The following is an 11,431-nucleotide window of genomic DNA, read 5'->3' as shown; positions in this document are numbered from 1 at the left end:
CTCGGACAGACAGGCGGGTCTTCGCCTCGTATTGTCTGCAGCATGATCGCCGCTTCGATGTGCGCGCCCCGCGAGATCGCACGGTAAGCGGGGCTCTGGCAGGTGGGTGCTCTTGTGCTGGCGCTTGCCGGCCTGGCGCTTCTCGATTCGTTGAACGTCCTCAACCTGGGTGTGGTTTCCGCGGTCATCTTCGACAGTCGGTTGAATCGCCGCTCGCCGGTTCCGGGTGCCCTCAGCTTCGTCGCGGGCGTGTTCGCCGTGACGACCACGTTCGGGGTGTGCACGGTGCTGGGTCTGAGCTTCCTGACCCACGCCGTCGGCTTCCACGTGACACCGGCCGTCCGTTTTCGCGGCGAGCTGGCGCTCGGCGTGCTGCTGACCGGCCTGGCCTACTTCCCGCTGACCGCTCAATCATCGGCGCCCGGCTGGGCGTTGGCGGCGATGCGCCAGCGCCCGTGGTTGCTCGGGTTTCTCGGGTTGGCGGTCGGTAGCGGCCAAGCGCCAACCGCCATCCCCTATCTCACCGCCTTGACCATGCTCGCCGCCCTACACCCGAGGCCGCCGCTCTGGCCGTTGGTCATCCTGGTCTACTGGTCGATCGCGCTTTCCCCGCCGCTGTTGATCCTTGCGCTTTCGATGAGGAAAACCATGCGAGCCAAGCGCATTCAGCGCAGTCTGGTGCGGGCCCTGACCCGCTACGGCCCGATATCGGTGCGACTTCTGTTCCTGGTCTTCGGGATCGGGCTGATAGCCGACGCGCTCGTCAACCACAGTGCGCTGTGGTGACGCACAACTCGTTCTCACCTCCCGCCCAGCAAGACGGATTACTTTGGCCGCTATGACCGACCGCCAGGAACGCGCGATGTCATTCGGCTCGATCGCCGACGACTATGACGGCTTTCGTCCGCGGCCTCCGGAAGGGGCGGTGGACTGGCTGGTGCCGCCCCGGTGTGGCGTGGCCGTGGACCTGGGTGCGGGCACCGGCCTGTTCACCCGCGCCCTGATCAGCAGGGCGGCGAAGGTCATCGCCGTGGAACCCGACGCACGCATGCGGGCGGTGCTCACCGAGCGGTCGCCTGAGGTGCGTGCCGTCGAAGGCACGGGTGAATTGATCCCGCTTCCCGACGCTTCCGTCGACGCGGTGTTCGTCTCCTCGGCGTGGCACTGGATGGATCCCCAGCGCGCAGTTCCCGAGATTGGCCGCGTGCTGCGCGACCACGGGCGATTCGGCTTGATTTGGACCAGCCGAGACCGTGAGGTGGATTGGGTCCGGGACCTGGACCTGCTTCCGGGCGAAGACACGCCCGAGGCGGAATCCCCCGACCGCTTCCGCCGGCGCCACGAGAACGTCGTGCTTCCCGACCCGCAGATCTTCCACAACGTTTCGCGCGAGACGTTCACGTTTATGCGGACGATGACCATAGACGATGTCGTCTCGATGGTCGGCACCTACAGCAGGGTGATCACCGCGTCGCCGGATGAGCGCGCGGCGCGACTGGCCAATGCCCGCGCCGCCTTGAACGAGCGATTCTTTGACGCCGAAGCGATAGACGTCCCCATGAAGTCCAGGTGCTGGCGCGCAGACCGGATCCCCCGCGGCGACCGTTAGGGGGTTTGCGTCTCAGGCCTGCGGACCCTCCGAGGGCGGCCAATGCGAGCCCGGCGACGCCTCGCCGGGCGAATCGTGTTCCCCGCGGGCCAGCGGCACCCACCGCTCGCTCGGGGCGGGTTGTTTGGACGACGGGAAGTCCCGCAGCTTGCCCGACGGCTTGGCGTCCCATTTGGCGAAGGTCAGTGGCGTCTGCAGCCAGGAGTGCAGCAGGCAGTAGACCGCCTGCAACGAGTCCAGATGTGTGCGCTCCCAACCATGGCTGCCGTCGAGGCCGAACCCGACGAGCGCGGCGCGGGTGCCCGCGCCCGCCTCGATCGCCGCGGCGGCGTCTGAGCGGTAGAAGCGGAACACATCGCGCGCGCACGGGATGCCCTGCTCCTCGGCGAGCCGGCACAACTTGCGGGTCAGGTGGTAGTCGAACGGCCCGTGCAGGTCGGCCATCGGTATCGTCACGCCGTCCTCGATGGAATGCTGCCCCGGCGCGCAGACGGCGTTGTCCACCGAAACCAATTCGGCGACGTCGGCGGGCAGGCCGTGACTCGCCCCGTGGCCGACCTCCTCGGTGATGGTGATCATGAGCATGGTGCGGTGCGGCAGCACCAGCTTCTGCTCGGCGAAGTTCTTGGCCAGGGCGAGCGCGATCGCGACGCCCGCCTTACCGTCGAGGTGGCGGGAGACGATATAGCCGTCGGCGGTCAGTTCGGGGCTGGCGATGAGGGCGACGAAGTCGCCGATCTGCAGGCCGAGGCGGACGAGGTCGTCCCGCGAGGAGACCTTGCGGTCGACGCGCACCTCGACGTGTTCCCAGTCCGTGGGCTGCAGATCGATCTCATCACCGAATGCGTGGCCGCTGGCTTTGAGGGGCATGACCGTGCCGGTGATGAATTCGTCGGGGTCGTCGGAGAAGATCCGCACCCGGGCGCCCGCGGCGAACCGGGCCGAGAAGGTGCCGACCGGGATGACCTCGAGGCGGCCGTTGTCCTTGAGCCTGCGCACCATGCAGCCGATGGTGTCGGCGTGGACGACAAGCGCGCGGTCGGTGGTGGCTGACGCCCCTGGAAGTTCCGCGGTCAGCGCACCGCGCCGCGTCAAAGAGAAGGGCACGCCGAAGTCATCGAAGATGTCGCCGATGTGCTGCATCACCGCATCCGTCCGCCCCGCCGGGCTTGGCGTCTGCAGCAGCGCGAGCAGGGTGTCGACCATCCACGTGCGGTCGGCGTCGGTCATGGCCGCGGTGTCACGCAAGGTGTCTCCTCTCGGATCGTCCGGGACCGCGTTCAACCTACCCCGTGGTCACCGTCGATCCACCGGCCCGGGCCGTGAGACTCGCACCACAAGAGGGCAAACCGATTCGGTCGCCTAGAGGTGGCTGATCAGGTCAAGGGTTCACGTCGTGGCAGGCCTGCTTGATCCAGTTGGTGATCAGGTCCCTGTTGCTGTTCAAATCGGCATCGTTGGGCTGTGCACCGCCGGTGGTGACGAAGTGCTCGATTGCGGCCTTCACGGTCTCGGGTGGGCCGTACTTCTCCAGCGTGTCGGCGTACTTGCGCGCCTTCTCCGGGTTGTTGGCCACCATCAGGTTGTCTTTGGCGAAGGAGATATCCAGGCAGGTGGATTGGTCGAACGACTGGGCTTGCGCGGAAGACGACGCCGGCGTCGTCGGAGACGGTGACGCGGCGGGCGGCTGCGAACTCGAGGTCCGCGATTGACTGGACGAGGACGTCGTCGGCGACGAGTCGTTCGAGCATCCCGCCGTGACGATCGCGATGGCGACCAGTCCCGCGCAGGTAGTTTGGGCTCGCCGCATCGGACACTCCTTTGTCCCCCAAAGATCTGTTTGCTGCATGCACCCTACCGGCCGCGGATATCGGATCGAAGCGGTTTGTGCGCCTTGTTCACCTCGTCGGCAGACTGTGCGACAAGGGAGCCTGGCCAGAAACCGCCCATTTGTTGACCTAGGAAACCCTTGATCTGCGAACGGTTTCATTTCACGCGGTGCCCAGCGAATCCGACTCCGGCGTGAAAGCTCGCCGTGTTCGCATGCGCTCAACGCGGAACAGCGCCGTTGGACGGTTGAACCGATGACTACTTTGCGATGATTCACGCAATTTGCTGCCGGAGCGGTTATGCTTCCGTCCACCTCTGAGCTTCGGGCGGCGGATGCGCCGGTCGCGCGGATGCTCGACGGCTCGGTGCGACCACGAAGGGTGAGCAACACATGCGCCAACTATCGACCGCGGTGTCCGCCGCCGCCATCGGAATTCTGGTTGCCGCGTGCGGCGGTAGCAACGGCGGCGCTCCCGGCTCTTCGACCACGACCTCCACCAGTCCGCCGGTGGCGCAGGCCGCGCTACCGGGCTTGCTGCTTACGTCAGCGGACCTTGACAGCGCCCTGGGGACCACCGGATCGAAGAGCAAGGAAAAGAGCGACAAGCTGAAGGACGACGCCGCGAAGCAGCCGTGGCCTGCAGGCTGGAAATTCCCCGACGACTGCGTCTACGCCATCGGCCCCGGGCAGGCCCCCGTGTATGCCGGCAGCGGCTACACCGCTTCCAGTGGCGACGACGAACTCGCGCCCAGTCCCCCGAATTCCAGCGAACCGGACCCCGAGGTGGAACAGGTGGTGGTGTTGTTCCCGACCGCCAAGGAGGCGAACTCCTTCTTCTCCACCTCGGCGCAGCGCTGGCCGGCCTGCGCCAACCGCCAGTTCACCACCCCAGCCGGGCAGGACACCCCGGAGACGGGTTGGCAGGTGGGAGCGGTCTCCAACGCGAACGGAATGTTGAGCACCACCCTGACGATGACTATTCGCGACAACGGCAACGTTCTGCTGACCATGACCTGCCAGCGGGCGCTGACCGTGCGCAACAACGTCGCGATCGATGTCAGCGCGGTCCGCAAGGACCCATCGGACTTGGCCGTCAAGCTTGCCGGTCAGATCGCCGGCAAAGTCAACAAGCAATAAGCGAGCACGCCTATGAGGCGGATGCCAATTCCGCGATGAGCTCGGCGAGGGCGAGAATCCGCTCGGCGCTGCGGACGTGCAGGCTCTCGATCATCCGACCGTCCACCGTGATGACACTGGTGCCCGCGGCCCGCGCTTCCTCGTAGGCCGTGATGACCTTGCGGGCGTCGGCGAGTTCCTCTTGCGAGGGGCCGAACAGGTCGTTGGCCGGGGCTATCTGGGACGGATGAATCAAAGTCTTGCCGTCAAAACCCATTTCGCGGCCTTGCCGGACCTCGGCACGAAATCCGTCTTCGTCGGTGATGTCGTTGAAGACCCCGTCGAGGATCACCTTTCCGGCCGCCCTGGCTCCCAGCACGGCCAACGCCAGCGCGGGCACGACGGGCGCGCGCCCCGGCACGTGCAAGCCGTGCAGATCGTTCACCAGGTCATTGGTGCCGACCACCATTGCCGCCAATCGATTGCTGGCCGAGGCGATCTCCTCAGCCCGCAGGAACGACCGCGGCGTTTCGATCATCACCCACAGCCGCAACGACTCCGGCGCGTCGAGCGCGTCCAGCGTTTCGGCCAGCGCTCGAACCTGGTCACCCGACTCCACCTTCGGCACCAGCACGCCGTCGGCGGTCGAGCGAGCCACGGCTGCCAGGTCCTCGTCGTGCCACTCGGTGTCCAAACCGTTGATGCGCACGACGACCTCCCGGGGGCGGTAACCGTCGGACGCGATCGCGTCGCAGACCGTCGCCCTCGAATCGGCTTTGGCGTCAGGCCCGACGGCGTCCTCGAGGTCGAAGATGACCACGTCGGCGGCGAGCGATTTGCCTTTCTCCAATGCCCGGGGCTTGTTGCCCGGCAGGTATAAGGCCGAGCGACGCGGGCGCAACGTGGGTGCCATCAACCGATTCGCTTCTCGTCGGCGAGCTCATGGGTGCATAGTGACCGCGGCATAGGCAGAAAGTACCCTTCGATTCGGGTGGTTTAGCCGCGCGGTGGGTCTACGGTGAGCCTCGCGAAACGCGAATTGGCCGCCGCGGCGGCTGAATCCCAGGAGGGAGCAGCGAATGTCAACACTTGGCTCCGCGCGCACCGAGGGTGACAGCTGGGATCTGGCCTCCAGCGTCGGGGCGACCGCGACCATGGTTGCGGCGTCCCGGGCGCTGGCATCCCGTGCGCCGGACCCGCTGCTCGACGACCGGTTCGCCGAGCCGTTGGTGCGCGCGGTCGGACACCCGTTCTTCGTCCGCATGCTGGACGGCGAGATCCCGCTCGACAGCGACGACATGCCCTTGACGCTGCAGCAGCGTCGTGAGCAGATCGCCGTGCGTACCAAGTTTTTCGATGACTTCCTGACGTCGGCGACCGGCGCCGGCGTACGTCAGGCCGTCATCTTGGCAGCCGGACTTGACGCTCGCGCCTACCGGTTGCCGTGGCCCGCGGGCACGGTCGTCTACGAGGTCGATCAGCCCGAGGTGATCGCGTTCAAAGGCGACACGCTGGCGCGGATCGGGGCCGAACCGACCGCTGAACGCCGAACCGTGGGTATCGACCTGCGTGACGACTGGCCAAAAGTCCTACGTGACAATGGCTTTGACGTTACCGCCCCCACCGCGTGGATCGCTGAGGGTCTGCTCCCGTACCTGCCGCCGCAGGCACAGGACCGGCTGTTGGACAACATCACCGCGCTCAGCGCGCCGGGCAGCCGGCTGGCCACCGAGAACATCACCGACATGGGCGTGTTCAGCGATGAGCGAGCCCGGGCGATGCGCACCACCTGGCGCAAGCACGGGCTGGACATCGATGTCGCCGAACTGGTGTGGCACGGGGAGCGCCAGCCAGCCGGGGAGCACCTGGCCGCCACCGGCTGGGTCGTCACCCCCCACCCCACCGAGCGGCTGTACGCCGACTACGGCTTCGCCGTTCCCGACAGCGAGATCCTCAAGACTTTCCGGCGCGCCGTCACCTACATCAGTGCCGAACGGGGCTGAACGCGGCCTTCTCTGGTGGGCCGCGTAAAGCGGAGGGAGTTCAGATCCCTAGCTTCCGTCCGCCCGGTGGTACTCATCGTCGATGAGGATCTGAACGCCCCGCCATCCCCAGTAGACGCGGTGGGCGGTGATCAGCCCGTCGTCAATCTCCATGACCTCGACGAAGTCCATCTGGAGACCGTTCGGCGTCTCGCGCGGGTATTCCCACGTCGCGCGGTGCCCATCGGTGAAGAATCCGGCGCGGTGGTACTGGCGTTCATGAGGTGTACGAGCAACGACTTCGGTCAGGAACGGACGCAGCTCATCGTGACCCCGGCACACCCCCGGGCCGCCGAGTATGTGAGCGGCGACCGGGCTTTCCAGTACCGCGTCCTGCGCATAGCACGCCAGCAGCCCCTCGACATCGTGCTCCGCCAGTGCCTTCTCCCATGCTTGGGTTACCGCTTGGATGCTGGCGACGTCGTTTCTGGTATTGGTCTTATTCGTCATATGCCCTGGGTTGCCCAGGACGGATCCGGCTAACCGGGGTGCAATCAGCCCCTCACGTCCCGCCACTCGCGCTCGAACGGCAGCCGCCACGCATTGGGTGCGATCAATTGATGAATGGCGTTGGGGCCCCAGGTGCCCGGCTGGTACATCTTCGCCGGCGGAGGGTCGTCGAGCAGTTCCTGCGAACGCTCCCACAACGATTCGATGCCCTCGGCAGTGGTGAAAAGCGTGTGATCGCCACGCATCGCGTCGAGGATGAGCCGTTCGTACGCCTCCAACACGTCCACCACGGTGTCGATCTCCTGCGAGGAGAACTGCATGGACAGCTTGTCCAGCTTCATGCCGGGGCCCGGCCGCTTCCCGTAGAAAGACAGCGACACCTTCGAGTTGTCGGCGAGGTCGAAAGTGAGGTGATCCGGACCTTGAGTCCCGACCCCTGAGCCGGGCGGGAACATCGTCCGGGGCGCCTCCCGGAACGCGATCGAGATGATGCGGATGCCCTCCGCCATCTTCTTGCCGGTGCGCAGATAGATGGGCACGCCGGCCCAGCGCCAGTTGTCGATGCCGACCTTGAGGGCGATGAACGTCTCGGTGTCGGAGTCCTTGGCCACACCCTGTTCGTCGCGGTATCCGTTGTACTGGCCGCGCACCACTTCGGACGGCTTGACTGGCAGCATCGACCGGAACACCTTGTTTTTTTCTTCGCTGATGGCAAAGGGCTCGAGCGCCGTCGGCGGCTCCATGACCACGAACGCCATCACCTGAAACAGATGGGTCACCACCATGTCCTTGTAGGCGCCGGTCTCCTCGTAGAAATTCGCCCGCTGATCCAGGCCGAGGGCTTCGGGGATGTCGATCTGGATGTGGTCGATGAAGTTGCGGTTCCAGATCGGCTCGAACAGGCCGTTGGCAAAGCGGAACGCCAAGATGTTCTGGGCGGCCTCCTTGCCCAAGAAGTGGTCGATGCGGAAAATCTGGGATTCCTCGAATGTTTCATGCACGAAGTCGTTGAGCGCCACCGCGCTGGCGAAGTCGGTCCCGAACGGCTTCTCCATCACCACCCTTGAGCGCTCGACGAGCTTGGCGTCGCGCAGCATGGTGATGACCTGACGCGCGGCTTTCGGCGGCACCGACAAGTAGTGCAGACGCCGGACGTCGGGACCGAGTTCCGCCTCGGCGTCCGCGACCGCCGCGGCCAACGCTTCGGGTCCCGCGCCCTGCGGGACATAGGTGACGATCTTCGCGAAGTTGGCCCACTGTTCGGGCGTGAGCTTGTGCGTGCCGAACGAATCGATCGCGTCTTTGGCGATCTCGCGAAATTCGTCGTCGCTGAGGTCTTCCAGCGACGTTGCGACGATATGGATATCGGGTGCGAGCTCGGACTGGTCCAGGTAGGCCAGACCGGGGATCAGCTTGCGTTTGGCCAGATCCCCCGTCGCGCCGAACAGGACGATGACGTGGGGGTCGAGTCGTTCGGTCTGGTGGCGGCGGGGACGTCCGTCAGCCGCCGGGTAAGAGATGGTCTGCGGTTTTTTGTCGGCCACAATTGCGATACTTCCACCGCCGCGGCGTTATGTCGCGTCCGTCGTTGCCAGCTGGTCCACCCGGCGTGGACGATGAACCGAGGATCACAGCCCCCGACGGGTTACCACCCGGCTGACGGGGTACTGGATACCGACGGGACGGTACCCGATCACAGTCAATGGGAAGCGATATGACGAAACCCGACAAAGATCTGCGCGGTCATTCTCAGGAGCTGGAGGACATCGTCGACCAGCTCGAGGAGAAGGTCGCCGACGACCGGGAGGCCGAGGGCGTTGCCGGCAAGCCCAGCGACCGAGAACGCGCCCCCACCCGCGGCTCGGGCGACGAACCACCGGACTAGCAGCTAGGAGCCGCGCGGGTCGCCGCACCACGCGGTGAGCGCGTCGCCAAGCTCGCACCGGCCGCATCCTTCGACCCAGGCGACATGTCCGTCCGGCCGGATCAGCACCGCCTCGGGAGCCGCGACCGCACCGACGACCGGCAGCTTCCAGGCACCCGCATATTGCGCGTCGATCAGCTGAACCCGGTTCGTCCATGGGGCTACGTCGAAACGGCCGGGTCCACCGAGGTTGAGCAACACCGGCCGGGCCCGGTGCAGCAGCGTGAAAACCCGCAGGGGGCCGTCGTTCGTGGTCAGGTCGAGGTCGGGCATGCGGCGTCCGAGCAGCGGGTGCCCGTCGCCCAGGTCATAGCGGATATCAAGGCCGGACATCATGGCGGCGAACCGTTTGCGGGGCTCGTCCATCTCGAGGAGTTCGGACATGGTCTCGCGCAAGGCCTTGGTGCGGTCGTCCGGGCGAAGAAGCGCCATCTGCGCGATCGAGTTCCGCAGCACTCGCGCGGCGACCGGGTGCCGTTCGGCATGGTAGGTGTCGAGCAGGCTGTCCGGTGAAGTTCCGTTGACCACCTGCCCCAACTTCCATCCCAGGTTGACCGCGTCCTGCACGCCGGTATTCAGGCCCTGTCCGCCGATCGGGTGGTGGACATGCGCGGAGTCACCGGCGAGCAGGACGAGTCCGGCACGATAGGTTGCGGCCTGTCGCGCCGTGTCGGTGAATCTGGAAAGCCAAGCGGGACTGTGGATCCCATAGTCGGTACCATAGACGGCGATGAGCGCCTCGCGGAGGTCACTCAGGCTGGGTTCGCTCGCGGGGCCCAGGCGTTGCTCGGTGACCATCACCCGCACCCGCCCATCGTCGGCCGCGGCCAGAGAATGAACCCCGATCGCGTCGTGGCGGATCCCCCACACCGGCGAATCGCCTGTGCCCCGATCCATTTCGACCTCGGCGAGCAGGTAGCTGGTGGTCGGCGCCCAGCCGACGAAGTCGATGCCCGCGGTCTTGCGGACCACGCTGCGTCCGCCGTCGCACCCCGCCAGGTACTCCCCGCGGAGGGATCGCCCATCGGACAACGCGACGCCCACGCGACCATGGTCTTGGGCGATGCCCGTCACCTCGCATCCGCGGTACAACCGCACGCCCAGCTCGCGCACCCAGTCGGCGAGTATCCGCTCGATCTCGTTCTGCCACAGCGCCAGACCGTACGGATGCCGGGTGGGAAAGTCGCTGATGTCCAAACGGATCTGGGAGAACCCGGTGACCTGGGCGACCTGCCCGCGGGCGAGGAACCGATCGGCGATTCCCCGCTGATCGAGGACCTCGATGGTGCGCGCATGCAAACCCCCCGCGCGGGCGCCGACGAGGTCCTGGCCGACGCGCCGCTCGATGATCGCCACATCGACCCCCACCAACGCCAGTTCACCGGCCAACATCAGCCCCGTCGGGCCTCCCCCGACAACCAGCACCGCATGGTCGACGTTCCTGTGCGACAACATTTCCCACCCCCGTTAACAGCGAAAACCGACTTCGGCCAGCGATTGTGCGGCATCACCCGGGCCTTGCCGCAAGCCCCCCAGTGCGCTATAGGTTGAGAGTGGGAGGGGATTAATCCGCCGAACGGTCCCACAGCGCGTCGATGGCTCGGTAGATTCGCTGCTCGCTCACCGGCCGCGGGGTGCCCAACTGTTGCGCCCACAGGCTCACGCGCAGTTCCTCGATCTGCCGCGCGATATCGCGGACGTCGTCGGCCGCCCGCCGCGCGGGCGGCAGCGCGTAAACCCATTCGTCGTAGGCCCGCTGGACGGCGTGCACCCGCCGCATCCGCTCTCGGTCCGCGTCGATCCCGTGCGGCAGCCGGTCCAGGCGCCGGCGGATCGCGTTCAGGTAGCGGGTGAGATCGGTCAGGTGGTCGCGTCCGGTGGCGGTGACGAAGCCCGGCGGCAAGAGCCGATCCAGCTGGGCGCGGACGTCGGCGATCGCGTCGGCCTGTGCAGCCGGTGGCTGGTCGGGCAGGAGCAGTTGCACGTCCTGCGCGGCGGCCAACACCCGCTCCACGCGGGCCGCGGTGTCGGCCGTCGCCGACACCATGTTCCCGCGCACCCGCTCGCGCAGCGCGGTGAACTCGTCGCGGGTCCACAGCGGCCCGGGTATCAACGTGTCGGTCGCGGCGTCGGCGCAGTCCTCGAGCAGCGCGGTCAGCGAGCCATCCGGGTTCGACCCCAGTGCCAGCCGTGTTCGCGGGGCCAGTTGTCGCTCAACGGCTTTGACCGGTGAAGCCACGCTGAGCCGCACCAGTCGGCGCAGGGCCGGCCCCAGCATGTGGTCCCGCTCCGCCGACGTTGCGAACACTCGCAGGTCCACCGCGCCACCGGCATCGACGAAACCGGGAAAGCCCCGTACGGTGCGTCCGTCGACCCTTTGCTCGACGACTTGTGGCAGCGCGTCGAGGTCGGCGGGCCAGGCGCGCAGGCGGTCGCCGGCGAGCTGGAACGGACGGGCC

The 11,431-nt window shown here is 66.6% G+C and carries 12 protein-coding genes; 5 read left to right on the top strand and 7 right to left on the bottom strand.

Annotated elements, in window-relative coordinates; translation table 11 throughout:
• Positions 1–102: 102 nt before the first annotated feature.
• Both A5692_RS14715 and A5692_RS14710 read left to right on the top strand, forming a co-directional pair.
• Entirely contained in the window at positions 103–786 is a 684-nt protein-coding gene (locus tag A5692_RS14715) for a GAP family protein (RefSeq protein WP_068057146.1), read from the top strand.
• 52 nt (positions 787–838) lie between these two features.
• Entirely contained in the window at positions 839–1,609 is a 771-nt protein-coding gene (locus A5692_RS14710; protein ID WP_068057144.1) for a class I SAM-dependent methyltransferase, read from the top strand.
• A 12-nt stretch (positions 1,610–1,621) separates the two neighbouring features.
• On the opposite strand, the gene A5692_RS14705 is transcribed toward A5692_RS14710, so the two are convergent.
• Both A5692_RS14705 and A5692_RS14700 read right to left on the bottom strand, forming a co-directional pair.
• Positions 1,622–2,857 (bottom strand): osmoprotectant NAGGN system M42 family peptidase, encoded by a 1,236-nt coding sequence (locus A5692_RS14705; RefSeq protein WP_156766087.1) that lies wholly within the window; start codon positions 2,855–2,857, stop codon positions 1,622–1,624.
• A gap of 133 nt (positions 2,858–2,990) precedes the next feature.
• On the bottom strand, positions 2,991–3,419 hold the full coding sequence (locus A5692_RS14700; protein WP_068057142.1) for a hypothetical protein: 429 nt from the start codon (positions 3,417–3,419) through the stop codon (positions 2,991–2,993).
• A 411-nt stretch (positions 3,420–3,830) separates the two neighbouring features.
• Here A5692_RS14700 and A5692_RS14695 point away from each other — a divergent pair, with 411 nt between their 5' ends.
• Positions 3,831–4,577, top strand: coding sequence for a sensor domain-containing protein (locus tag A5692_RS14695; protein ID WP_068057140.1), 747 nt, complete (start codon positions 3,831–3,833; stop codon positions 4,575–4,577).
• Positions 4,578–4,587: 10 nt separating this feature from the next.
• Here the strand turns inward: A5692_RS14695 and A5692_RS14690 are convergent, their stop codons facing one another.
• Positions 4,588–5,469: a CoA ester lyase gene (locus A5692_RS14690; protein WP_068057138.1), complete on the bottom strand. Its 882-nt coding sequence runs from the start codon at positions 5,467–5,469 to the stop codon at positions 4,588–4,590.
• A 166-nt stretch (positions 5,470–5,635) separates the two neighbouring features.
• Between A5692_RS14690 and A5692_RS14685 the strand changes: the two genes are divergently transcribed.
• Complete coding sequence (locus A5692_RS14685) at positions 5,636–6,559, top strand: class I SAM-dependent methyltransferase (RefSeq protein WP_068057136.1); 924 nt, start codon at positions 5,636–5,638, stop codon at positions 6,557–6,559.
• 48 nt (positions 6,560–6,607) lie between these two features.
• Here A5692_RS14685 and A5692_RS14680 read toward each other — a convergent pair whose 3' ends face one another.
• Together A5692_RS14680 and zwf are read right to left on the bottom strand one after the other, a co-directional pair.
• On the bottom strand, positions 6,608–7,048 hold the full coding sequence (locus A5692_RS14680; protein ID WP_068057134.1) for a nuclear transport factor 2 family protein: 441 nt from the start codon (positions 7,046–7,048) through the stop codon (positions 6,608–6,610).
• Between the two features lie 44 nt (positions 7,049–7,092).
• Positions 7,093–8,592, bottom strand: coding sequence for a glucose-6-phosphate dehydrogenase (zwf, locus tag A5692_RS14675; protein WP_068057132.1), 1,500 nt, complete (start codon positions 8,590–8,592; stop codon positions 7,093–7,095).
• 158 nt (positions 8,593–8,750) lie between these two features.
• Between zwf and A5692_RS14670 the strand changes: the two genes are divergently transcribed.
• Positions 8,751–8,933, top strand: coding sequence for a hypothetical protein (locus A5692_RS14670; RefSeq protein WP_068057130.1), 183 nt, complete (start codon positions 8,751–8,753; stop codon positions 8,931–8,933).
• Positions 8,934–8,936: 3 nt separating this feature from the next.
• Here the strand turns inward: A5692_RS14670 and A5692_RS14665 are convergent, their stop codons facing one another.
• Both A5692_RS14665 and A5692_RS14660 read right to left on the bottom strand, forming a co-directional pair.
• On the bottom strand, positions 8,937–10,427 hold the full coding sequence (locus tag A5692_RS14665) for an FAD-dependent monooxygenase (protein WP_068057128.1): 1,491 nt from the start codon (positions 10,425–10,427) through the stop codon (positions 8,937–8,939).
• A 109-nt stretch (positions 10,428–10,536) separates the two neighbouring features.
• Positions 10,537–11,431 (bottom strand): DUF3418 domain-containing protein (locus A5692_RS14660; protein WP_156766086.1); only part of this gene is annotated, 895 nt, incomplete at its 5' end.

It is taken from the genome of Mycobacterium sp. E342 (assembly GCF_001667665.1).
Classification (GTDB): Bacteria; Actinomycetota; Actinomycetes; order Mycobacteriales; family Mycobacteriaceae; genus Mycobacterium.
This window is presented reverse-complemented; position numbering and strand designations above follow the sequence as displayed.

What these genes read in the sequence shown, in the direction of transcription:
- A5692_RS14690 (WP_068057138.1), bottom strand. Translation starts at nt 5,469, where the DNA reads ATGGCACCCACGTTGCGCCCGCGTCGCTCGGCCTTATACCTGCCGGGC.
- A5692_RS14695 (WP_068057140.1), top strand. Translation starts at nt 3,831, where the DNA reads ATGCGCCAACTATCGACCGCGGTGTCCGCCGCCGCCATCGGAATTCTG.
- A5692_RS14665 (WP_068057128.1), bottom strand. Translation starts at nt 10,427, where the DNA reads ATGTTGTCGCACAGGAACGTCGACCATGCGGTGCTGGTTGTCGGGGGA.
- A5692_RS14700 (WP_068057142.1), bottom strand. Translation starts at nt 3,419, where the DNA reads ATGCGGCGAGCCCAAACTACCTGCGCGGGACTGGTCGCCATCGCGATC.
- A5692_RS14670 (WP_068057130.1), top strand. Translation starts at nt 8,751, where the DNA reads ATGGGAAGCGATATGACGAAACCCGACAAAGATCTGCGCGGTCATTCT.
- A5692_RS14710 (WP_068057144.1), top strand. Translation starts at nt 839, where the DNA reads ATGACCGACCGCCAGGAACGCGCGATGTCATTCGGCTCGATCGCCGAC.
- A5692_RS14685 (WP_068057136.1), top strand. Translation starts at nt 5,636, where the DNA reads ATGTCAACACTTGGCTCCGCGCGCACCGAGGGTGACAGCTGGGATCTG.
- A5692_RS14680 (WP_068057134.1), bottom strand. Translation starts at nt 7,048, where the DNA reads ATGACGAATAAGACCAATACCAGAAACGACGTCGCCAGCATCCAAGCG.